20 protein-coding genes are annotated in these 21,384 nt (G+C 70.2%); 7 read left to right on the top strand and 13 right to left on the bottom strand.

The genetic code is table 11. From position 1 onward, the window contains the following. The first annotated feature begins 28 nt into the window (after positions 1-28). On the top strand, positions 29-1,492 hold the full coding sequence (locus Q9R33_RS09335) for a glutamate-cysteine ligase family protein (RefSeq protein WP_311293568.1): 1,464 nt from the start codon (positions 29-31) through the stop codon (positions 1,490-1,492). A 15-nt stretch (positions 1,493-1,507) separates the two neighbouring features. Here Q9R33_RS09335 and Q9R33_RS09330 read toward each other — a convergent pair whose 3' ends face one another. The 3 genes from Q9R33_RS09330 to Q9R33_RS09320 all read right to left on the bottom strand — a co-directional run bounded on the left by Q9R33_RS09330 (position 1,508) and on the right by Q9R33_RS09320 (position 4,277). Next, positions 1,508-2,503: a Gfo/Idh/MocA family oxidoreductase gene (locus Q9R33_RS09330; RefSeq protein WP_311293567.1), complete on the bottom strand. Its 996-nt coding sequence runs from the start codon at positions 2,501-2,503 to the stop codon at positions 1,508-1,510. A gap of 140 nt (positions 2,504-2,643) precedes the next feature. Continuing rightward, the gene (locus tag Q9R33_RS09325) at positions 2,644-3,012 is read right to left on the bottom strand and encodes an EamA family transporter (protein ID WP_396654079.1); all 369 of its coding nucleotides are present in this window, start codon (positions 3,010-3,012) and stop codon (positions 2,644-2,646) included. Then, positions 3,009-4,277 carry a serine hydrolase gene (locus tag Q9R33_RS09320; RefSeq protein ID WP_311293590.1) on the bottom strand — a complete coding sequence of 423 codons (1,269 nt, stop codon included), beginning with the start codon at positions 4,275-4,277 and terminating at the stop codon, positions 3,009-3,011. The genes Q9R33_RS09325 and Q9R33_RS09320 overlap by 4 nt, the downstream gene beginning before the upstream one ends. Positions 4,278-4,357: 80 nt before the next feature. Between Q9R33_RS09320 and Q9R33_RS09315 the strand changes: the two genes are divergently transcribed. Beyond that, positions 4,358-4,684, top strand: a complete 327-nt coding sequence (locus tag Q9R33_RS09315; protein ID WP_311293566.1) for a DUF2470 domain-containing protein — start codon at positions 4,358-4,360, stop codon at positions 4,682-4,684. Positions 4,685-4,730: 46 nt separating this feature from the next. Then, the gene (locus Q9R33_RS09310) at positions 4,731-5,402 is read left to right on the top strand and encodes a biliverdin-producing heme oxygenase (RefSeq protein WP_311293565.1); all 672 of its coding nucleotides are present in this window, start codon (positions 4,731-4,733) and stop codon (positions 5,400-5,402) included. A 61-nt stretch (positions 5,403-5,463) separates the two neighbouring features. Here the strand turns inward: Q9R33_RS09310 and Q9R33_RS09305 are convergent, their stop codons facing one another. Continuing rightward, a complete protein-coding gene (locus Q9R33_RS09305) occupies positions 5,464-6,828 on the bottom strand; it encodes a DEAD/DEAH box helicase (RefSeq protein WP_310244031.1) in 1,365 nt (454 codons plus the stop codon). A gap of 9 nt (positions 6,829-6,837) precedes the next feature. Further along, the gene (locus Q9R33_RS09300; protein ID WP_082496800.1) at positions 6,838-7,320 is read right to left on the bottom strand and encodes a MerR family transcriptional regulator; all 483 of its coding nucleotides are present in this window, start codon (positions 7,318-7,320) and stop codon (positions 6,838-6,840) included. A gap of 54 nt (positions 7,321-7,374) precedes the next feature. On the opposite strand from Q9R33_RS09300, the gene Q9R33_RS09295 reads away from it, so the two are divergent. From Q9R33_RS09295 to Q9R33_RS09285, 3 genes are all read left to right on the top strand, one after another. Next, positions 7,375-8,208 carry an NAD(P)/FAD-dependent oxidoreductase gene (locus tag Q9R33_RS09295; protein WP_311293564.1) on the top strand — a complete coding sequence of 278 codons (834 nt, stop codon included), beginning with the start codon at positions 7,375-7,377 and terminating at the stop codon, positions 8,206-8,208. A 111-nt stretch (positions 8,209-8,319) separates the two neighbouring features. Next, positions 8,320-9,465, top strand: a complete 1,146-nt coding sequence (locus Q9R33_RS09290) for a hypothetical protein (protein ID WP_396654082.1) — start codon at positions 8,320-8,322, stop codon at positions 9,463-9,465. A gap of 152 nt (positions 9,466-9,617) precedes the next feature. Next, positions 9,618-11,396, top strand: a complete 1,779-nt coding sequence (locus Q9R33_RS09285) for a SulP family inorganic anion transporter (protein ID WP_311293562.1) — start codon at positions 9,618-9,620, stop codon at positions 11,394-11,396. Between the two features lie 3 nt (positions 11,397-11,399). Here the strand turns inward: Q9R33_RS09285 and Q9R33_RS09280 are convergent, their stop codons facing one another. The 3 genes from Q9R33_RS09280 to Q9R33_RS09270 form a co-directional block, all read right to left on the bottom strand. Continuing rightward, a complete protein-coding gene (locus Q9R33_RS09280) occupies positions 11,400-13,379 on the bottom strand; it encodes a cytochrome c oxidase assembly protein (protein WP_311293561.1) in 1,980 nt (659 codons plus the stop codon). 77 nt (positions 13,380-13,456) lie between these two features. Next, a complete protein-coding gene (locus Q9R33_RS09275; RefSeq protein ID WP_045301792.1) occupies positions 13,457-13,744 on the bottom strand; it encodes an HU family DNA-binding protein in 288 nt (95 codons plus the stop codon). Positions 13,745-13,957: 213 nt separating this feature from the next. After that, a complete protein-coding gene (locus tag Q9R33_RS09270) occupies positions 13,958-14,551 on the bottom strand; it encodes a TetR/AcrR family transcriptional regulator (RefSeq protein WP_056365779.1) in 594 nt (197 codons plus the stop codon). Positions 14,552-14,718: 167 nt separating this feature from the next. Here Q9R33_RS09270 and Q9R33_RS09265 point away from each other — a divergent pair, with 167 nt between their 5' ends. Further along, complete coding sequence (locus Q9R33_RS09265; RefSeq protein WP_056365776.1) at positions 14,719-15,579, top strand: carboxylesterase; 861 nt, start codon at positions 14,719-14,721, stop codon at positions 15,577-15,579. Positions 15,580-15,843: 264 nt separating this feature from the next. Here the strand turns inward: Q9R33_RS09265 and Q9R33_RS09260 are convergent, their stop codons facing one another. From Q9R33_RS09260 to Q9R33_RS09240, 5 genes are all read right to left on the bottom strand, one after another. Then, positions 15,844-16,980: an alpha/beta hydrolase gene (locus Q9R33_RS09260; RefSeq protein WP_311293560.1), complete on the bottom strand. Its 1,137-nt coding sequence runs from the start codon at positions 16,978-16,980 to the stop codon at positions 15,844-15,846. A gap of 95 nt (positions 16,981-17,075) precedes the next feature. Continuing rightward, entirely contained in the window at positions 17,076-18,338 is a 1,263-nt protein-coding gene (locus Q9R33_RS09255; protein ID WP_311293559.1) for an extracellular solute-binding protein, read from the bottom strand. 75 nt (positions 18,339-18,413) lie between these two features. Beyond that, positions 18,414-19,295, bottom strand: coding sequence for a carbohydrate ABC transporter permease (locus Q9R33_RS09250; protein WP_235560100.1), 882 nt, complete (start codon positions 19,293-19,295; stop codon positions 18,414-18,416). Beyond that, a complete protein-coding gene (locus tag Q9R33_RS09245) occupies positions 19,292-20,269 on the bottom strand; it encodes a sugar ABC transporter permease (RefSeq protein ID WP_311293589.1) in 978 nt (325 codons plus the stop codon). The genes Q9R33_RS09250 and Q9R33_RS09245 overlap by 4 nt, the downstream gene beginning before the upstream one ends. A gap of 98 nt (positions 20,270-20,367) precedes the next feature. Beyond that, complete coding sequence (locus Q9R33_RS09240) at positions 20,368-21,369, bottom strand: LacI family DNA-binding transcriptional regulator (protein ID WP_311293558.1); 1,002 nt, start codon at positions 21,367-21,369, stop codon at positions 20,368-20,370. Positions 21,370-21,384: the final 15 nt, after the last annotated feature.

Genomic DNA, 21,384 nt, shown 5'->3' with positions numbered 1-21,384 from the left:
AACGCCCGGGGCTCGCTAGAGTTCCGCCATGGGGGAGGACGTCCCGGCACAGGAGTTCACCCGCGCCGACCGCACACGCCATCGCGAGAAGGTCCGGCGCAACCTCGACGTGTTCGCGCGCATGCTGCGCGAAGCGCACTTCGACACCGACGACCCGCTGACCGGCCTGGAAGTCGAGCTGAACCTCGTCGACGAGGCGGGAGACCCGGCGCTGCGCAACGCCGAGGCGCTGGAAGCGATAGCGGATGCTGCGTTCCAGACCGAGCTCGGACAGTTCAACATCGAGATCAACGTGCCGCCCGCGCGCCTGCGCGAGGGCGGCCTGACGACCTTCGAGGAGGGGCTGCGGCGCAGTCTCAACCACGCCGAGGAGCGGTCGGCGACGGTCGGCGCGCACCTCGTGATGATCGGCATCCTGCCCACGCTCGCGGAGGGACACCTGCGGCCCGACAGCATCAGCGCGAATCCGCGGTACCGGCTGCTCAGCGAGCAGATCCTCGACGCGCGCGGCGAAGACATCCTGATCAAGATCGACGGGCCCGAGCGGCTCCTCACGACGGCGGACTCGATCCTTCCCGAGGCGGCCTGCACCAGCACGCAGCTGCACGTCCAGACCTCACCGGACTCGTTCGCGGCGTACTGGAACGCCTCGCAGGCGATCGCGGGGGTGCAGCTCGCGATGTCGGCGAACTCGCCGTATCTGCTGGGCAAGCAGCTGTGGCACGAGACGCGGATCCCGCTGTTCGAGCAGGCGACCGACACCCGCAGCGAAGAGCTGAAGGTGCAGGGCGTGCGCCCGCGGGTCTGGTTCGGCGAGCGCTGGATCACCTCCGTCTTCGACCTCTTCGAGGAGAACGTCCGGTACTTCCCCGCGCTCCTGCCGATCGTCCACGACGACGACCCGATGGCCGTGCTCGACGACGGCGGCATCCCGGCCCTCGCGGAGCTGCGCCTGCACAACGGCACGGTCTACCGGTGGAACCGCCCGATCTACGACGTCGCAGACGGCGTGCCGCACCTGCGGGTCGAGAACCGCCTGCTCGCCGCCGGGCCCACCGTCGCCGACATCATGGCCAACGCCGCGTTCTACTTCGGGCTCGTGCGCGCGATCGCCGAGAACGACCGGCCGCTGTGGTCGCAGCTGTCGTTCACCGCCGCCGAGGAGAACTTCCACAGCGCCGCCCGCGACGGCATCGACGCCCAGCAATACTGGCCCGGCGCCGGCCAGGTGCCCGCGACGGAGCTCGTGCTGCGGCGCCTGCTGCCGCTGGCGCACCGGGGTCTCGAGGCGTGGGGCGTGGAGACATCCGTCCGAGATCGCCTGCTCGGCATCATCGAAGGACGATGCCTCACCGGGGTCACGGGCGCCGGCTGGTTCACGGACCGCATGCATCGCCGGGCCGACATGGACCGCTACGACGCGCTGCGCGCCACCCTGCTCGAGTACCGCGAGGCGATGCACACGAACGAGCCCGTGCACACCTGGGAGTGACGCGGGCCCACCCCGTCAGCCGGCGAGGGCGGCCGCGCGCCAGTCGGTGAGCACGCGAGCCGCGGCACGCGTGTGGGCCCAGGGCATCTCGGGCACCTCCAGCCGGCCCTCGGCGAGCGCCAGCGACAGCGCGTCGGCCTCGGCGGCCATCGGCTGCACCACCGGCAGCTCGACGACCCGCTCGTCGGTCCCGCGGCGCACGATCAGCGTCGACGGGCTCTCGGTGCGACTGCCCCACACATTCGGCAGCAGCACGTCGGTCTCGGTCTCACCGAACCACAGCATCGCCACGTCGGAGAGGTCCTCGACCACCGACGTCGCCAGCTCCGCCGTCACCGTGCCGAAACCGACCTCAGCGGTCGCCCACCCGTCGACGCCGTTGACGAGCTCTGCCTGGAAGCTGCGGTACTCCGGCGCGTCGATCGGCTGTCCGGCCGCGGCCGCGAGGTCGATCGCGAGCGCCAGCGGGTAGCAGCCGACGTCGAGGATCGCGCCGCCGCCGACCGCCGGGTCGAACAGACGCCCCTCGCGTGTTCCGGCGTCGAAGCCGAAGGCACCCCCGAAATGCTCCAGGCCTCCGAACTCGCCGCCCGCGGCGAGTTCCCGCAGCGCGTCGGCGAAGGGACCGAAGCGCGTCTTGAACGCCTCGAGGAAGGGCCGCTGCGTGCGCTCGGCGGTCGCCAGGATCCGCTCGACCTCCGCGAGCGTCGGACTCGCGGGCTTCTCGCACAGCACGGCCTTGCCCGCTTCGAGAGCACGGATCGCGAGGTCGGCGTGGGCCGTATGCACTGTCCCGATGTACACCGCGTCGACGTCGTCGCGCGCCAGGATCTCGTCGTAGGTTCCGGATGCCTCGGCCCCGTGCTCCGCCGCGAACGCCGCCGCGCGCGGGGCCGACGAGCTGCCCACGGCATGCAGCATCCCGTATTCCGATGCCCGCAGTCCGACCACGAAGTCCCGGCTGATCCACCCCGGCCCGAGGACCGCCCATCTCGTCTGCGCCTGAGTCACGCCCTGATGCTACCGAGCAGCACCCACCTCTGGGCGAGACCGCACGACAGCACCGCGCATCCGCCGGGATCGGTGCTTCTGTGCGGTCTCGCATGCTGACGGAGCGAATGCGGATGCTGCGGCGCGGCGCACGCCGTGGGTCAGGCGATCGGCTCCGCGGACTCGCGCGCAGCGCGGGCGGAGGACCGGATCGCGCCGATGCTCGCGGCGATGACCAGTGCGATGCCGAGGACCTCGAGCCACGTCATATGTTGTCCGAGGAATATGAACCCCGCGAGGGCCGCGGTGGCCGGCGCGAGACTCATCAGGATCGCGAAGACGGCCGCCGGGAGGCGCCGGAGAGCGATGAGAATGCCGAGCGGGCCGACCTGGGGGAACAGCAGGACGGCGATCGACGCACCGACCTCCTGGCACGCGAGGCCCGCGATCACCAGCAGGATCGCGGGCGAGCTGCCCGAGCGGCCACCGCCCGAGATCGACGCGCCTGCGGAGTCTGCGCCCGCGTTCACTCCGACGCCGGCGGCGTGCAGACCGCGAGCGTGTCGATCGCGGCGTGGTACTGCTCGGAGGTCCAGGGAAGACCGGCCTCGGGTGCCGTCTCGCCCGCGGTGGCAGGCGTCTTCGACGCGATCGCCGCGAGCTCCCACGCGAGGTACTCGCCCACCGCGGCATCGGCCGCGGAGTTGTTGAGGACGATCGCGACCGTCAGCCCGGTCGTGGGGTCGGCGAAGGCCGCGGTGATGTACCCGGGCACCTTGCCGTACTGGCCGATGAGCGAGCCGGCGATGAGCGCACCGCCGTCCGCGGCGTACCACGACGGGGCATCGGCGGCGACCGCCACCGGCGCGTTGAATCGGTCGTCGTCCTCGACGAGCGAACCGGACGCCAGCGCCTGCACGTAGCGGCCGAGGTCATGGATGTCGGTGATCGCGCCGGCGTCGGTGAAGCCGCTGCTCGACGAGGCCGTGGTGAGATCGAGCGGCTGTGCGCAGTCGAGCGCACCCTCGGCGTTGTTGACGGACTGCCCACCCTTGAGCATGCCCGAGGCGGGGAGATCGCCGAGCGCGGTGGCATCGAGCCCGAGCGGGTCGGCGACGTAGTCGTGGATGAGGGCGGCGGCGGTCTTCTCGGTGGCGCGCTCCAGTGCGAGGCCGAGCAGCACGTACCCGGCGTCCGAGTCGCGGTAGGCCGCGCCCGGGTCGGCCGTGCGTGGCTGGCCGAGTCCGAAGCTCGCCAGATAGCGAGGATCCCAGTTCCGGTCGGGATTCGAGAGCCAGGACGAGTACAGCTGGCCCGCGTACGAGCCGATGCCGGACGTCCCGTCGCAGAGCTCGATGAGCGTCACGTCCTTCAGGTCGGGCACGCCCGAGACGTAGTCGGTGATGCTGTCGTCGAGCTTGACCTTGCCCTCGGCGGCGGCCTCGAACAGCACGTCGCACGTCATGGCGCGCGTGACCTTGCCCGCACGGAACACCAGATCGTCGGTGACCTCGCCCCCGCCGTCCGGACGCTGCGTCCCGAGGCCGGCGACCCAGCTCCCGCTCCACGGCGCCCACACGCCCACGATCGCGCCGGACGACCCGGTGACCCCCATCGCGTGGGTGACGGCATCCGTCAGCTGCTGCACGGTCTCGTCGGCGAAGGCCGCGGTCGTCTGAGGGGGCAGATCGGGCTCGATGTCGCCGTCGAACGAGCACCCGGCGAGGAGCAGAGCGGATGTCAGGGCACCGGCGACGACCGCGATGGCGCGTCGATGTGTGGAGCGGGTCCGCATTCTCACCCCCCGATGATCGTGCAATGAATTCAAACACACCATGGTCGCTTGCGTTGAACGGCGATCCGTAGGGTGATGGCATGACCCATCACTTCGACGACGCCGCCCTCACCGGCGTGCTCGGCCACATGAACGGCGATCACGCCGGCGACAACCTCCTGATCTCGCGGGCGTTCGCCGCGGACGCGGGAGTGGCCGACGCCGAGATCAGCGCCGCGACGATGACCGGGTTCGACGGGGACCGGGGCGTCTGGGAGGCCACGCTCGCCGACGGCTCGACCGCCGAGATCGCCGTGCCGTGGCCGTCGGGTCCGATCGCGGAGCGCCGCGAGGTGCGCCGCGAGATCGTCGCCCTGTACGACGAGGCGTGCCACCGCCTCGGAATCGAGCCCCGGCCGCACGCGTAGGAAATCAGTGGGTTAGGTTCGCCTTATCTTCAGTTAGCATGAAGGTATGAGCGACCCGATCCCGTTCTCCGCCGCCCTGCGCGAGCGCTCCAGCAGCTCGCACTCGTCGAGCGAGCACTCCGGCTTCATGGCCGATCTCATGAAGGGGGAGGGCACGCGCGAGGACTACGTCGCCCTCGTCGTGCAGCACTGGTTCATCTACGAGGCGCTCGAGCGCACCGCCGGCCAGATGCGCAACGACCCGGTCGCGAGGGTCTTCATCTCCGACAAGCTCACGCGGCTGCCCGCGCTCGAGGCCGACCTCGGGTTCCTCGTCGGTCCCGACTGGCGCGAGCGCATCGAGCCGCTGCCGACGACGCGCCGCTACGTCGACCGCATCAACGAGGTCGGCGCGACGTGGGCGGGTGGCTTCGTGGCCCACCACTACACGCGCTACCTCGGCGACCTCTCGGGCGGCCAGTTCATCGGGCGCCTGATGGCGCGCCGCTTCGGGTTCGAGACGAACGGCATCGGCTTCTACCTGTTCGACGACATCGCCGACCCGAAGGCCTTCAAGGACGTCTACCGCGAGCAGCTCGACGCCGCCCCGTGGGATGCCGCGGAGCAGGAGCGCGTGATCGACGAGGTGCTGCTCGCCTACCGCTTCAACACCGAGCTCTTCGAAGACCTCGCCGCCGCCAAGGCCGCGGAGTCCGCCCAGTCCTCGCACGTCGCCTGACTCGCGGCCCCTCCGAACCCCGCGAGGTGGTGGGGACGGATGCTGCGGGCCGGGGCGCACCTCAGGCCACCGGCGCTCCCCGCACCGCGGACGCCATGAACCGCCGCACGTCGGGGTCGACCTGGATGTCGCGCGGCCTGAGCGGCCGTGAGAGGTACAGCCCGTCCAGCGAGGTCAGTCGCGACAGCGCGACGTACGTCTGCCCCGGCGCGAAGGCCCCGGAGCCGAGGTCGATGATCGCGCGGTCGTAGGTCTTGCCCTGCGACTTGTGGATCGTCACCGCCCACGCCAGCCGCAGCGGGAACTGCGTGAACTCGGCCACGATGTCGCGGGTGAGGGTCTTGGACCCGGGGTTGTACGAGTAGCGGTACTTCTCCCACACCGACGGCTCGACGTCGAACTCCTCGCCCTCGACGTCGACCCGCACGGTCTCGCCGGCGATGCGGGTGACCGTTCCGATCGTGCCGTTGACCCACCGCGGCGGCTCGCCGAAGGCGGCGGTGTCGTTGCGCAGGAACATCACCTGGGCGCCGACCTTCAGCTTGAGCTCGAGATCGGCCGGGTACGCGGCATCCCCTCGTCCGAAGTCGCCGTTGACCTCCGCCATCGCCGTCTGCTCCCGGCCCACGAGCTCGGTGAGGTGGCGGCGGTTGATGTTGTTGACGATGTCGTTGCGCGTCGCGAGCGTGATGATCGGGTGTTCGCCGTCGAGCGGGTCCGGGGGAGTGCGCGCGCCGGTCGTGTTGAGCACCTCGGCGATGTCGGCCGTCACGCGGCCGTACCGCACGGCGTTGAGCATCGCCTTGAACGCCGGATCGGACTGGCGGTGGATGTCGACGAGCTCTCGGATGTTGAGGTCGGCGCCGTACGACCCGACATCGAGGATGCCGTCGGTCGCCGCCTCGCCCACCCACACCTTGGCGTCGAAGAACCAGAACGACCGGTAGTGGTCCTGCACGTACCGCAGCTCGTCGCCGCGGGGCGGGACGGGCGCGAGCTGGTACGGGTCGCCGAACATGACGATCTGCGTGCCGCCGAACGGCTCGCCGCGCCGCCCCCGCGCCTTGCGCAGCGAACGGTCGATCGCGTCCATGAGGTCGGCGTTGACCATCGAGATCTCGTCGATGACGAGGGTGTCGATCGCGTTGAGCAGCTTGCGGGTCGCGTCCGACTGGTCCTCGTCGTGCGAGCCGATGATGCCGAGCGGCAGCTTGAAGAGCGAGTGGATCGTCTGACCCTCGACGTTGAGCGCCGCGACGCCCGTCGGCGCGCACACCGCGATCTGCTTGTTCGTGTTCCACGCGAGGTGCTGCAGCAGCGTCGATTTGCCGGTGCCCGCGCGCCCGGTCACGAACACGTGCTCGCGGGTGTCTTCGATGAGCCGGAACAGCGCCTCCTGCTCGGCAGACAGAGGCGGAGTGTTCACCGACTCATGTTAACGAGCGGATGCCGCCTCCCGGCCCTGCACGCCGCGATCCGTGGACACCCGCCCGCTCTCCACAGGCTCCTCGGCTTCTCGCCAGCGCCCGGTCCCCGCCACGACCTCGTCCATGATCGCCCGGAATCGCGGACACGTCGTGATGTCGTGGGAGCGGCAGCGCAGCGCGTGCTCCGTCATGCGCCGCGAGCGCTCCATGTCGGCCATGCGGCGCTCGAGGTCGGCGAGGTGCTCCTCGAGCACGCGATGCCGCTCGGGCGCCTGCTCGTCCAGCAGCACGCCGATCTGCTCGAGGCTCATGCCGGCGTTCTTGCTGCGCACGATCACGCCGATGCGCACCAGGTCGTCGTCGCCGTAGCGACGGCGCCCACCTCCGTCGCGGTCGGGCCGCAGCAGTCCCACGTCCTCCCAGTGCCGCAGCACGTTCGTGGGCAGCGAGAACCTGGCGGCGGCGTCTCCGATCGGCAGACTTGACTTCATGTCGACATGAAGTCACAGGATCGAGGCAGACGCAACCCGACGAGAGGATCACTCATGTACGACGTCATCGTGATCGGCGGCGGCCCGGCCGGCCTCCAGGCCGCGCTCACCATCGGCCGCATGCACCGCACCGTGCTCCTGCTCGACTCCGGCGAGTACCGCAACGCGACGGTCGCGCACGCCCACAACCTCCTCACCAACGATGGCCGGAGCCCTGCCGAGCTGCGCGGAATCGCCCGCGACGAACTCGCCGCGTACGACACCGTCGAGGTGCGCACGACGGCCGTCACCGCCGTGTCGGGGTCGCTCGGCGACTTCGAGGTGACCACCGCCGACGGCACCGAGCGCGCCGCGCGCCTCGTGCTGGCGACGGGTATGCGCGACGAGCTGCCGCCGGTCCCCGGCCTCGCCGAGCAGTGGGGCCGCCTCGTCGCACAGTGCCCGTTCTGCCACGGCCACGAGTTCGCCGGCCGGCGCGTCGGCATCCTCATCGACGGCGAGCACGCCGGGATGATCGAACGGATGCTGCGCCCCGTCGTAGCCTCCGCCTTCATCGCCCGCCCCGCCGACGTCGCGCTCGTGACCGAGGTCGACGGCGGGCTCGAGCTCTCGCTCGCCGACGGTTCGGTCGAGAACGTCGCCGGCGTCTTCACGGCCGCGACGGCGACGCAGCGCGCCCCGTTCGCGGCCCAGCTCGGCTGCGGCATCCTTCCCGGCGGCGGTGTCGAGATCGACGCGATGGGGCGCACCACGGTGCCCGGCGTGTACGCGGGCGGCGATATGGCGCACCTGGCGGCCGTCCCCGGCCCGATGGTGTCGCTGGCCGCCGCGATCGCCTCCGGCCAGCTCGCCGGCGCGAGCGCCGTGCGCGACGCGATCATGCCCTGACCGGCGCGCGGGTGCGGCGAGGCGACCGAGTGGACTTCGAGTCCCGACTTTGCGTTCCACAGGGGCCTCCCGGCCACGCTTTCCTAGACTGGGCCCGTGGATCAGGGGGTGATGGACACGTCGTCCGGTCGCGCGGGTGCGCCTCCGGCCGGTCCGGCGACCCCTGACACGGCGCACGCGACCCCCGAGTCACCGGTCATCCACCCTCCGATCAAGCGGCGGACGCGCCGCCGCCTCGCGCTCGATCTGACGCTGCTCGGTGTCGTCGGCGTGGTGCTCGCCGGCGCCGCGTTCGCGGCCTGGCAGGTGATGCAGCGCGAGTTCTACAGCCCGAAGGCGTTCGTCGAGCGCTACGTCCAGCTGCTCGCCGAGGGGCGCGCGGCCGATGCCCTCGCCGTGCCCGGCGTCGCCGTCACCTCCGCCGAGCTCGAAGAGGCGGGTCTGCCTCCGACGGCGTCCGAGGCGCTGCTGCGCAGCACCGCGCTCGCCCCGATCCGCGACGCGCATGTCGTCTCGCAGGAACAGGACGGTGACGTCACGCACGTCACGATCGAGTACACGGCACGCGGCCACGACGGCCGCACGACGTTCTCGGTCGAGCAGGACGGCTCGATCGGCCTCGCGCCGACGTGGCGGTTCGCGAAGAGCCCGCTCGCGGTCATGAATCTCGGCGTCACCGGCTCGATGGTCTTCGACGTGAACGGCTTCGAGATCGACAAGCGCCAGGTCTCACCCGACGGGGCGGACGCCGACCCCGCAGCCCCGGTCTCGCTCCTCGTCTTCTCGCCCGGCCTCTACTCGGTGTCGGTCGACACCGCGATCTCGAGCACCCCGGGTGTGGCGGTGCTCTCTGACAGCCCGTTCCGTGCGATCCCCGTCAACGTGGTCGCCCAGCCCACCGAGAAGTTCCTGAGCGTCGTGCAGGAGAAGGTCGAGGAGTTCCTCACCTCCTGCGCGACGCAGGAGGTGCTGCAGCCGACCGCGTGCCCGTTCGGCTTCTTCGTGGAGGACCGCATCACGTCGCTCCCGAAGTGGTCGATCGTGTCGCAGCCGACCGTCGCCGTCGAGCCGGACGGCGCCGGGTGGGCGATCCTGGCGGCAGAAGCCGTCGCCCACATCGAGGTCGGCATCCGCTCGCTCTTCGACGGTCGCGTGCGCGCCGTCAGCGAGGACGTCCCCTTCATCGTCAAGGGCACGATCACCGTGCGCCCCGACGGCACCGCGACGATCGTCGTCACCGGGCCCGACACGACCTGACCACGCCCCGACGTGCAGATCCGAGGAGATCTGCCCATCCGAGGGCTGATTCCGCCGAATCACCCCCTGATCCGCAGAACTCCTCGTCTTCATCGGCCGCGCACCGGGCGGCGGCGACCGCCTTTCCGCCATGATGGGTGCCGGGGTCGATGATGAGGTCGCAGGAAGGCATCGCGCGGTGGATTCCCGCCGTCGCGGCCGTGCGCGGCTACCGGCGCGCATGGCTCTGGCCCGACGTGCGGGCGGGCATCGTCGTGACGGCCCTTCTGATCCCCGCGGGCATGGGCTACGCCGAGGTCGCGGGGCTTCCGCCCGTGACCGGCCTGTACGCGACCATCGTGCCGCTCCTGGCGTACGCGGTGTTCGGTCCCTCGCGCGTGCTCGTGCTCGGCCCGGACTCGTCGCTCGCCCCGATCATCGCCGCCGCGATCCTCCCGCTCGCCCTCGGCGACCCGTCGCGCGCCGTCGCGCTCGCGGGGCTGCTGGCGATCATGGTCGGCGCGCTGCTGATCGTCGGCGGCCTGGTGCGACTCGGATTCGTGACCGACCTGCTGTCGAAGCCGATCCGCGTCGGCTACCTGAACGCGATCGCGGTCATCGTCATCGTGTCGCAGCTTCCGAAGCTGCTGGGCTTCTCCGTCGAGGCACCCTCGCTGTGGCGGGGAGCGGTCGCCACGGGCGAGGGCATCGTCGGCGGCAGCGTCGATCCCGTCGCCGCCGCGTTCGGCATCGGCTCCCTCTTGGTGATCTTCGCCCTGAAAGCGCTGCGCTTCCCCGTGCCGGGAGTGCTCGTGGTCGTGATCGTCTCCATGGTCCTCACGGCGATCCTCGGCTTGTCGGCGTCGCTCCCCGTCGTCGGCGCACTGCCGCAGGGCCTCCCCGCGCCCGCACTCGGCGGACTGGAGTGGGCGGATGTCGCGTCCCTGGCGCTCCCCGCCGCCGGCATCGCGCTCATCGCGTTCACCGACACCGCGGTGCTCTCGCGCACATTCGCCGCCCGCCGCGGCGACAGCGTCGACGGCAGCCAGGAGATGGCCGGTCTCGGCATCGCGAACGTCGCGGGCGGCGCGCTCGGCGGCTTCCCGGTCTCGGGCTCGTCGTCGCGCACCCCGGTCGCCGAACAGGCCGGGGCGCGCACGCAGCTCACCGGCGTGGTCGGCGCCGTGCTGCTCATCGTGTTCATCCTCGCGCTGCCGGGACTCACCGAACTCCTCCCGTCAGCGACGCTCGCCGCCGTCGTCATGAGCGCCGCCATCGGCCTCATCGACGCGCGCGGAGTCGTGCGGCTCGTGCGCATCAACATCGTCGACGCGGTGCTCTCGGCGGCCGCGTTCCTCGGCGTGCTCGTCTTCGGCGTGCTCGAGGGCATCGTCATCACGATCGGGCTGTCGTTCATCGCCTTCGTCAACCGCTCGTGGCGGCCCTACAAGGCCGAGCTCGGCCGCGTCGCGGGCCTCCGCGGCTACCACGACCTCGCACGCAATCCCGAGGGCACCCGCGTCCCGGGAGTCGTCATCGTGCGATTCGACGCACCGCTGTTCTTCGCGAACGGCGCGATCTTCGACGACTGGGTGCGCTCGCGCGTGCGGTCCGCGGGACCGGACGTGCGCAGCGTGATCCTCGCCGCCGAGCCCATCACCGATATCGACACCACCGCGGCCGACGAGCTCGTCGAGCTCGACGAGTATCTCGAGGCACGCGGCATCCGTCTCATCATCGCGGAGATGAAGTCGCCGGTCGTCGACACGCTCGCCCGCTACGGCCTCACGGGCCGCTTCACGCCCGACCGCTTCGCGCCGACCGTCGGCGCCGCCGTCGACGAGGTCACGGGCACCCTGCGCGGCGACATCAGCGGGACGAAATGGGATGCTGCGCCCGAAAGCCCTCGTCGCGCCCCGGGCGACGACACCCCCGGCGACCCGAAAGCGTAGTTCTCAGCCGCCGCTGCGCGCGTCACGCTCGGCGAGCGCCGCCAGCCGTGCGTTGTACTCCTCGAGCTCCGCGTCGCCGGTGCGGTCGGCGTGGCGGTCGCGACGCTTGGTCTCGCGGTCGTCGCTGCGGCTCCACTGGATCGCCACCGTGATCGCGAGGATGAGCGTGGGGATCTCGCCGATCGACCACGCGATGCCGCCGCCGGTGTACTGGTCCTCGAGGGGCGTCGCACCCCACGTGCGGCCCATCGAGCCGAACCACTCGGCGATCATGAGGCCCTCCTGCATCATGATCGCGATGCCGAAGAACGCGTGCATCGCCATGACGCCGATGAGCAGGAGCAGGCGCCCCGGGTACGGCAGGCGATACGGCACCGGGTCGATGCCGATGAGGCTCATCACGAACAGGTACCCCGTGATGAGGAAGTGCGCGATCATCCACTCGTGGCCGAGGTGGTCGTACAGCGACCAGCGGAAGAGGTCGGTGTAGTAGAAGACCCAGAGCGAGCCGATGAAGAGACCAGCGGCGACGAACGGGTTCGTGAGGATGCGCGCCACCGGCGAGTGCACGACCCAGAGCAGCCACTCGCGGCCGCCGCGGGTGCCGTCGCCGCGCTTGTGGATCGCGCGCGCCGCGAGCGTGATGGGTGCGCCCGGCACGAGCAGGAGGGGGATCGCCATGGTCAGGAGCATGTGCCCGACCATGTGCATGCTGAACAGGTAGTCCTGGTAGACGTTGATGACGCCGCCGGTGACCCACACCAGCAGGAGCCAGCCGACGACCCACATGATCGTGCGGTACACCGGCCACGCGTCGCCGCGCCGGCGCAGGCGCCAGACGCCCACGAGGTAGAAGAAGATCGCGAAGCCGGCGATGACCGCCCACAGGAGGTCGACGTTCCACGCCGTGAGCCAGCGGTCGAGGGTCAGCTCGGGCGGGAGCGGCGCCCCGGTGAGGCGCTCCGCGGGCGTGGGCGTCTTCGGAATCAGCGGCGTGACCGGCGGGGGCGTGCGCGCGAGGGCCGCCGCCGCACCGCTCGCGACGCCCATGAGCACGAGCTCGAAGGCGATGAGCGTCCAGAAGGCGCGGGTGGCAGCATCCGCGATCTTCATCTTCCCGATGAGGCGGGTGCGGTACCAGGCGCCGAAGAGGCCGAGCGCGATGAGCGCGAGCACCTTCACGCCGAGGATCAGGCCATACGGCGAGATGAGCGCGGACCAGTCGCGCAGACCGATCGCGGCCCGCACCGTGCCCGACACGGCCACCACGACGAACGCGGCGAGCGCGATGCTCGAGTAGCGGGCGACGGTCGCGACGCTATCGCCCTGGGATTGCATCGGCCGCACGATCACGATGAGCAGCAGGCCGCCCAGCCACACCGCGGCGGCGATGATGTGCAGGATCAGCGCAGTCATCGCCTCGTGGTGGAATGCCTCTTCGCCGGAGTGGCCCTGGGTGCCCATCGGGACGAGGGATGCCGTGGCCAGCAGCGCCACGAAGAAGGTCGCCGTCCAGGAGCGCACGGCGAAGGTCAGCACCGTGAGGGCGGCGCCCGCGATCGTGGTGATGAGCCACGTGCGGCCGACCTCGGTCTCGACGATGAAGCGGCCGAGCTGGGCCCCGAACTCCGGGCCGATGCTGAGGACGGGGTTGAACGCGTCCACGAACGTGAGGAACCCGGTGGCTGCCGCGGCCATCGTGAACACGGCGGCCGAGATGGACGCGGTGTCGAGCGCGACGTCGAACTCGCGATCCCCGGCCCGCAGCGTGAACAGCGCCGTCACGAGCACGCCGACCATGCCGGCGGCCGAGAGGTTGACGAAGAGCTTCGCGGTCGGAAGCCCCCAGCGCACGAACGGCCCGGGGTCGGCGATCGCGAGCGGCGCGGCGCCCCCGCCGAACGCCAGCGCCCACACCATGACGGCGAGCGCGGCCACGACGAGGATGACGGGCCCGACGGCCCGCAGGGCGCGGGGGTTCACGTCTCCAGCCTACGTTTACGAAGAGAGAGGGGATGCCGCGGGTCGCGGCATCCCCTCTCCAGAGGTCTGCGTCGGAATTACTTGACGGCGGCCTTCAGCTTCGAGCCCGCGGTGACCTTGACGCGCTTGCCCGCGGGGATCTTGATCTCCTCGCCGGTCTGCGGGTTGCGGCCCGTGCGAGCCGACGTGGCGACCTGCTCGAAGGCGATCCAGCCCGGGATCGAGACCTTGCTGCCGGCGGCGACCGCGTCGGAGACGGTGGAGAAGAGGGAGTCGAGCACGCCAGAGACGGCGGACTGGCTCTGGCCGGTCGCGCTCGCGATGCTCGCGACGAGCTCGGTCTTGGTGATGGTCTTGTCGGCCATTTGGTATGTCCTCCAAAGACGACGAGAGTGCCGTCTTGTCATTGCTCGGACCGGACGGCTTCGCCCCCCGGCTGGTCCTATCGACCGGTCCCGAATGTACCCGACCAGGCCGACAGAACCGCGTATTTCTGCGGATTTCTGCCGATTCAGGCCGCGTGTCGTGTGAAAAGAGTGACAAATGTGGCTCGTGAGCCTCGATTACGCCGACAGCGTTCAGCCCTTGTGCGCGGCGATGAGCTCGAGGGCGGTGCGGGCGAACGCCGGGCCGACCCGGTCCTGGCCGTCGAGATAGCCGCCGACGAGCGCCGCATCGCGCAGCAGGACGAGGGATGCGGCGACCCCCTCGGGATCGCGCAGCCCCGCTCCCTCGGCCAGCTGCCGGAGAGTTCCGCGGAACCACTCGCGGTGGTCGGCGATGAGATCGCGCACCGGCCCTCGGTCGGGATACTCGGCCGCGGCGTTGATGAAGGGGCAGCCTCGCGTGTGCCGGTCGCGGATGTCCTGCTCGATGCCGGCGACCACGAGGTCCAGCAGCGCATCCGGGGCGCCCCCGGCCTGCGCCGCCTGCGCGAACAGCGCCCGCAGGCCCTGGTCCTCCCCCTCGAGGTAGGCGAGCACGAGGCCCTCCTTGCCCGCGAACTGCTTGTACATCGTGGCCCGCGTGACGCCGGCCTCCTCGATGATGCGATCGACACCCACCGAGTGGATGCCCTCGTTGTAGAAGAGTTGCGTCGCGGCTTCCAGCAGCCGCTGACGCGCCGGCGACGGGCGGCTCGCCGCGGCAGGCGCGGCACTTGTGGTGCTCATGGATCCCCCTCAGGTCCTTCCATCGTGCCATTCCAGAAAATCTTGGGAATAGTATTGCGTAGATAGAACGTTCGGTCTACCATCGGACACATCAGCCGGAGACACACCAGGATCCGGAGCCTGAGAAACATCCGAAACCACCGCACGACACCACCGAGGAGCACGACATGAACGAGAGCACCACGACCAAGACCCCGATCGTCCTCATCCACGGCCTCTGGATGACCCCCAAGAGCTGGGACACGTGGGCCGAGCGCTTCCGCGCCGCCGGCCACCAGGTCATCGTCCCGGGCTGGCCCGGAATCGACGACCGCACGGTCGAAGACATCCGCAGCAACCCCGAGGCGCTCAAGGGCATCGGCCTGAAGCAGATCGCCGACAACTACGAGCGCATCATCCGCGAGCTCCCCGAGAAGCCGATCATCATCGGCCACTCCTTCGGGGGAGTCCTCACGCAGATGCTCGCCGACCGCGGCCTCGGCGTCGCGTACGTGGGCGTCGCCCCCGGACAGACCGCCGGTGTCACCACGCTGCCGCTCTCCACCCTGTGGACCGGCACCCCGATCCTGTCGAACCCGTTCGGCCGCAACGGCGCCAAGCCGCTCTCGAAGCGCCACTTCCACTTCACCTTCGGCAACGACCTGCCGCGGGAGGAGTCCGACAGGCTCTGGGAGGAGTACGCGGTCAACTCGTACAACCGGGTCTTCTTCGAGGGCGTGGCATCGGTGCTCAACGAGAAGGGCGGCGTCACCCACGTCGACTACGGCCGCACCGACCGCGCGCCGCTGCTCATCATCACCGGCGAGATCGACCACGTCGTGCCGCCGGCGATCGGCAAGGCGGTCGTGAAGAAGTACACCGGCACCGGCAGCCCCGCGATCGTCGAGTACAAGGAGTACGCGGGCCGCACCCACCGCCTGGTGAGCCAGGACGGCTGGGAGGAGATCGCCGACTATGCCCTCCAGTGGGCGACCACCCACCAGGTGCGCGAGACGGCTCCGGCCTCAGAGACGGAGGCGGCGCAGTAGACGGATGCTGCGCCCCGGCGCCGCGCCGACAGCAGCCGGTCGTCGAGCTCCCAGTCCATCTGGTGGTTCGGCGGCCGGGTGGTGTCCCGGCCGGTGTCCGCGGTGGGACGCAGCGGCCCGGGGTTCTTCGAGCCCCGGGCCTTCGCCGTCCGTCCCCCCACCTTCTCGCGGATCCGGAATTCGGAGAATCGTCGCGTTTCCGGAGCGGTCGTGGTCGCAGCATCCGGAAGGCAAGAAGCCCGAATTCCGGATCCGCGGGTGAGGTCAGGCGTGCAGGCGGCGCAGCGCGGCGACGACGTCGTCGTGCCAGCGGCGGGCCGCGGGGAGGACGGCGAGGAAGATCGGGGTGTCGTGCGTCACGCCCTGATAGCGCACGACGCTCGCGTCGACGCCGGCCGTGCGCAGCGCCGCGCCGTAGGCGTCGCCGTCACCGCGGAGCGGGTCGTACTCGGCCGTGAGGATCACCGCCGGCGGCAGGCCCTCGTGCGACGCGGCCCGCAGCGGCGACGCGTAGGACTCACGGGCTCTCCGCTTCGACGGCAGGTAGGTGCGGGCGACCGAGCGAAGCTCGCGGACCGCGATGAATCGAGGGATGCCGAGAGCCCGGGTCGCGCTCAGATCGAGGTGCGCCCCCGTGAGGTCGACCACGGGCACTTCGAGCAGCTGGAGCCGGAGGTCCGGCCCGCCGCGGTCGCGGTTCATGAGGGTCACTGCAGCGGCGATGTTGCCCCCGGCGGAGGTGCCGAGCACTCCGATGCGCGCCGGGTCGATGCCGAGCTCCTCCGCCTGCGCGAACAGCCACTGGAGCGCCGCGTACCCCTGCTCCACGGGCACGGGGTACTGGTGGTCGGGCGCGAGGGCGTAATCGACGGCGGCGATCGCGACCTCGGCGTCGACGGCACGACGGCGGAATCCGGCATCCGTCGTCGGATAGTCGATCCCCCCGATGCGGAACGCGCCGCCGAAGAACGCGAGCACGGCGGGCACCGGGGCGCCGGCCGCCTCGGACGGGAAGTAGATGCGCACGCGCACCGACGGGCGGCCCGGCACGTCAACGCGGTGCTCGGCGATGCGCACCTCGGGCCCCGCGACCCCCACCGTGCGCAGCTCCGTGCGATCCCATGCGAGCGCGGCGCGGCGCTTGCGCGCGCGGGCCTGAGCCCGGGGACCGAGCGTCGGCTTCTCCGGCTTCTTCGTGCGCTGCTGCGCACGCGCCTCGACGGTGGAACCCGTCGCCTGGGCGGTGCTCGGCGCGCTCGCCTCGGCCGCCGCGGTCGGCGCGGCGACGCGCGGGAAGGGCCAGAGGGCGGCGAGCCGCGCGCGCATCGACCCCGTGGCCTTGTCGAGCAGGTACTTGCGGTGCACTCTCAGGCGCTCGTCGAAGAACGGATCCAGCCGCATGATCCCATCCTCGCGCGGCCGGCCGCGGCCGCACGGCGCTTGACAAAGCGCAAGGCCCGGAGCTCCGAGGAACTCCGGGCCCGAGAAGACCGGGCCTACTCGCCCGACTCCTGCGCGAGCTTGGCGTCGAGGGCCGCCCCGACGTCGGCCGGAGTGGCCTGACCCTGCGCCATGAGCTGGATCTGCGCGACCAGCTCGGTGTACAGCGCGTCCTGGTACTGGGGCCACGAGATCATCGGCAGGTAGAACTTGCCGTCGAGCAGCGCCTGGAACGGCACCTCGAGCGACTCGTCGATCGTCGGGGTGTAGTTCGACGTGGTCGTCATGTCGTTGGTCTGCTCCTGGAAGATGCGCACGCCCTCCTCGCTGGCCAGGAACTCCAGGAACGTCTTCGCGGCCTCCGGCTCCTTCGCGGCGGTGTTGATGGCGTAGCCGGGCGACGCGGCGCCGGTGAAGAAGGGCTCGCCGCCCTCCTGGGGCACGCCCGCGAACGTGAAGTTCAGGTCGGGGGCGGCTTCACGGATCGTGCCGACGTCCCACGGACCCGTGGTGATCATCGCGACGCGGCCCCCGACGAACTCGTCACGCACCTGGTCGCCGGTGAGGCCGACCATGTCGGGGCTCAGCACGCCCTCGGCGATCAGCTCGTCCCACGGGGTGAGGGGGTCTGTCCAGAGGTCCTCGAAGGTGGACTCGCCCGCGAAGATCTGCGCGTCGACGTCGCCACCCTGCTCGTAGTTCGCGAGGCCGACGGCCGACCCCAGCGAGGTCGGGAAGCCCTGCCACGACTCGAGGAAGGGCACGACGCCGTCGCTCTTGAGCGTGGTCAGCATCTCGACGAAGGAGTCCCAGTCGGTGGGGAACTCGTCGTACCCGTGCTCGGCCAGGAGGTCCTCGTTGTAGACGATGCCCGACGCCCACGACGACAGCGACAGCCCGTACGCCTCGCCGCCGGGACCCGCGTAGGTCGCCGTGTTGAACTCCGACGCGACGTCCATGAACGGCTCGTCGCTGAGGTCCTCGACGAACCCGCCCTCGATGAGGTTCGTCTTGTTCTCGGCCGCGATGACGAAGACGTCGGCGGCGGTGTTGGAGCCGAGGCGGTTCTGCAGCGTGGAGATGTACTCCGCGACCGGCGGCGCCGAGGAGAACTCGACGCGGATGTCGGGGTTCTCCTCTTCGAAGGCCTCGATCACGGGCGTCATGGTCTCTTCGTTCGACCACGAGAAGAAGGTGAGCACCGTCCGGTCGTCGGCGGGTGCTCCGGAGCAGCCGGCGAGCGCCACGGCCGTGGCCACTGCGGCGGCGCCGGCGGCCAGCCGGACCGACGCGCGGGCGGAGGGGAAGGTATGCGTCATTGCTGTGCCTTTCGGTTGTTGGATCGTTACAGGTTGCGGAAGCTTCCGCGTGTACCGCCGTGCGAGCGGTGCATCTCAGCCCTTGACGCTTCCCGCGATGAGGCCGCGCACGATGTGGCGCTGCATCGCGATGAAGAAGATCACCATCGGGATCAGGACGATGACGCTGAGCGTCAGGAACATCGGCCAGTCGGTCGTGAACTCGCCGACCGCCTTGTAGGTCTGCAGGACCAGGGTCTGCTTCTCTGTCGAGCTGATGAAGACGACCGGCAGCAGGAAGTCGTTCCAGACCCACATCGTCTGGAAGACGCCGACCGTCACCAGGATCGGCCGGATGAGCGGGAGAGCGATCCGCCAGTAGATCTGCCACGGCCCGGCGCCGTCGATGCGCGCGGCCTCGATCACCTCGCCGGGGAGCGTGCGCATGTAGCCGACGATGAGGAAGTAGCAGAACACCGCCCCCGCGGAGTAGAGGATGATGAGCCCCTCGAGGGTGTCGACGAGCCGCGCGTCGCTCAGCAGCCGGTACAGCGGGATCAGGGTCACCTGGCCGGGTACGAGGAACGCGATCACCAGCAGGACGACCATGAGCCGCGACGTCCGCATGATGACCGAGAACGCGGCCATCGACCCGATCAGCAGCATGAGCAGGATCGAGGCGACTGTCACGTACAGCGTGTTGAGGAACGCCTGCGCGACGGGGACCTCGGTGAACACGCGGATGTAGTTGTCGAGGTTGAACGTGGCCGGCAGGGCCAGCGGAGACGCCGTGGTCTCGGCCTGCGTCTTGAGCGTGTTGATGACGAGGTAGTAGAACGGCAGCCCCACGAGCACCGCGAGGGGGATCATCACGAGGCTCGTGACGATCGCGCCCGGGCGCGACAGCACCCGTTCACGGCGGCGCATCTTGACGGCGGGGACGGATGCTGCGGGCACGGCGGCTTCGCGGACGCTCATGAGAACCTCCCCTCGAGGCGGCGGGAGAGGAAGAGCTGCAGGGCGACGATCGCCCCCACCGCGACCATGAAGATCACCGCGAGCGCGGACGCCTGGCCGTACTTCGCCTGCGAGACGCCGTTCTGGATGATCGTCTGCGTGATCGTGAAGGTCGAGAAGCCGGGGCCGCCCTTGGTCAGCGTGATCGGCAGGTCGTAGACCTTGAGCCCGCCCGTCATCAGCAGCAGCCAGCTCACCGTCATCGCCGGCAGCAGCAGCGGAAGCGTGATGTAGAAGAAGCGCTGGAACCCCGACGCACCGTCGATGCGAGCGACCTCGTAGTAGTCGCCGGGGATGGACTGCAGGTAGGCGAGGTAGAGGATGGCGTGCCACCCGGTCGAGGTCCACACCGCGACGGCGATCACACTGATCTGCGCCAGCGTGCTGTTCGACAGCCACGGGATCGGCCCGATGCCGGCGATCGACATGAGGAGCGAGTTGAGCGCTCCCGATCCCAGCGGGTTGAGGATGAAGCCCCACACCAGGCCGAGGATCGCGACCGACGGGATGGCGGTGAAGAAGAAGATCGCGCGCACCGCGTTGCGGCCGAAGAACGCGCGGTCGAGGACGACGGCGAGCGGGATCGCGAGCGCCGTGATGATGATCGTCGTGGCGAGCGTGAACAGGATCGTGAAGCTCAGGCCCGCCAGCATCGAGGGGTCGGTGAAGACGTTCGCGTAGTTGCGGAACCCGACGAACTGGGCGTCGGACGAGTACCCGTTGAAGTCCGTGAAGCTCCACCACAGCGACTGCGCCAGCGGGATCGCGAACAGCACGATGAAGACGATGATCATCGGGACCAGGAACAGGCTGATCCGCACCCGATCGGCACGGTAGACGGGGCCGTGGCTGCCGACCGGCTGTCGAAGCCATCGCGACATGCGCTTGCCCGCCGTCACGAGGACCCGCGTGTCTGTCCGGGGCCTCTCTTCCATGAGTGTCACGTGATCTCCTTCGACCAGCGGAAGTGGACTGAATGCTACCTGTATCGTTACAACCGGTCTAGAGCCGGTCCGGGATCCTCATGCCGGATTCATCCGGTCGACTCCCGCGCGACCACACGGAACCCGGTGACGTGCTCCCGGGGCTGCCAGTCCGGTGAGTCCGCCAGGCGGGCGAGCAGGAGGTCGACGGCGAGCCGGGCGACCTCCTCGTGGTCGGGGTCGATGGTGGTGAGGCTCGGCACGCTGTACCGGGCCTCGAGGATGTCGTCGAAGCCGACCACCTTCACATCGCCGGGGACCGAGATGCCGCGATCGGCGAGCCCGCGGATCACGCCCAGCGCGACGGTGTCGGTGATGCACACCACACCGTCGACACCCGCGGCGCCGTCGGCCAGTCCGTGCGCGGCGAGGCGTCCGGACTCGGACGACAGCTCCTGCAGCTCGACGACGAGCGCAGGGTCCGGCTCGATGCCCCGCTCGGCGAGCGCCCGACGGTATCCCGCGTGACGCAGCGACGTGACGCTGAGGCGGCTGACGTCGTCGCCCTCGACCATCGCGATGCGCCGGCACCCCCGGTCGATCAGGTGCATCGTCGCGGCGTACGTGCCGTCCTCGTTGGGCAGGGCGATGTGGTCGACCGGCGAGTCGAAGACGCTCTCGCCCAGGATCACCATCGGCACGTCGGTCGTGAGCAGGTCGCGGTCGGCGGTGCCGAGGCCGACGGCCGACAGGATGAGCCCGTCGTACATGCGGGTGCGGGAAGAGACGATGGCCGACAGCTCGTTCTCGCGGTCGGCGCCGGTCTGCTCGATCACGACGCGGTATCCGGCCTCGTGCGCCTTCGCGATGACGCGCGCCGCGAGCTGGGCGAAGTACGGCCGGTCGACCTCCGGCACGGCGAACCCGATCGTGTTGGTGCGCCCCGCACGCAGGTTGCGCGCCGCGACGTTCACGCGATAACCGAGGTCGTCGATCGCCTTGAGCACGCGCTCACGCGTCTCGGCCCGCACGTGCGGGTGCTTGTTGAGCACGTTCGACACGGTCATCGGCGAGACGCCGGCGGCCTTGGCGACGTCGTGCAGGGTGGCCATTGCTGAACTCTATCC

It is taken from the genome of Microbacterium sp. PRC9 (genome assembly GCF_031844125.1).
In the GTDB taxonomy this organism is placed as follows: domain Bacteria; phylum Actinomycetota; class Actinomycetes; order Actinomycetales; family Microbacteriaceae; genus Microbacterium.
Note: the sequence above shows the minus strand (reverse complement) of the source record. Positions and strands in the feature narration are given on the sequence as shown.

Coding starts and splice junctions, on each gene's coding strand:
- Q9R33_RS09335 (WP_311293568.1), top strand. CDS start 29: ATGGGGGAGGACGTCCCGGCACAGGAGTTCACCCGCGCCGACCGCACA.
- Q9R33_RS09320 (WP_311293590.1), bottom strand. CDS start 4,277: ATGCGGACCCGCTCCACACATCGACGCGCCATCGCGGTCGTCGCCGGT.
- Q9R33_RS09315 (WP_311293566.1), top strand. CDS start 4,358: ATGACCCATCACTTCGACGACGCCGCCCTCACCGGCGTGCTCGGCCAC.
- Q9R33_RS09310 (WP_311293565.1), top strand. CDS start 4,731: ATGAGCGACCCGATCCCGTTCTCCGCCGCCCTGCGCGAGCGCTCCAGC.
- Q9R33_RS09300 (WP_082496800.1), bottom strand. CDS start 7,320: ATGAAGTCAAGTCTGCCGATCGGAGACGCCGCCGCCAGGTTCTCGCTG.
- Q9R33_RS09295 (WP_311293564.1), top strand. CDS start 7,375: ATGTACGACGTCATCGTGATCGGCGGCGGCCCGGCCGGCCTCCAGGCC.
- Q9R33_RS09290 (WP_396654082.1), top strand. CDS start 8,320: ATGGACACGTCGTCCGGTCGCGCGGGTGCGCCTCCGGCCGGTCCGGCG.
- Q9R33_RS09285 (WP_311293562.1), top strand. CDS start 9,618: ATGAGGTCGCAGGAAGGCATCGCGCGGTGGATTCCCGCCGTCGCGGCC.
- Q9R33_RS09275 (WP_045301792.1), bottom strand. CDS start 13,744: ATGGCCGACAAGACCATCACCAAGACCGAGCTCGTCGCGAGCATCGCG.
- Q9R33_RS09270 (WP_056365779.1), bottom strand. CDS start 14,551: ATGAGCACCACAAGTGCCGCGCCTGCCGCGGCGAGCCGCCCGTCGCCG.
- Q9R33_RS09265 (WP_056365776.1), top strand. CDS start 14,719: ATGAACGAGAGCACCACGACCAAGACCCCGATCGTCCTCATCCACGGC.
- Q9R33_RS09260 (WP_311293560.1), bottom strand. CDS start 16,980: ATGCGGCTGGATCCGTTCTTCGACGAGCGCCTGAGAGTGCACCGCAAG.
- Q9R33_RS09255 (WP_311293559.1), bottom strand. CDS start 18,338: ATGACGCATACCTTCCCCTCCGCCCGCGCGTCGGTCCGGCTGGCCGCC.
- Q9R33_RS09250 (WP_235560100.1), bottom strand. CDS start 19,295: ATGAGCGTCCGCGAAGCCGCCGTGCCCGCAGCATCCGTCCCCGCCGTC.
- Q9R33_RS09245 (WP_311293589.1), bottom strand. CDS start 20,269: ATGGAAGAGAGGCCCCGGACAGACACGCGGGTCCTCGTGACGGCGGGC.
- Q9R33_RS09240 (WP_311293558.1), bottom strand. CDS start 21,369: ATGGCCACCCTGCACGACGTCGCCAAGGCCGCCGGCGTCTCGCCGATG.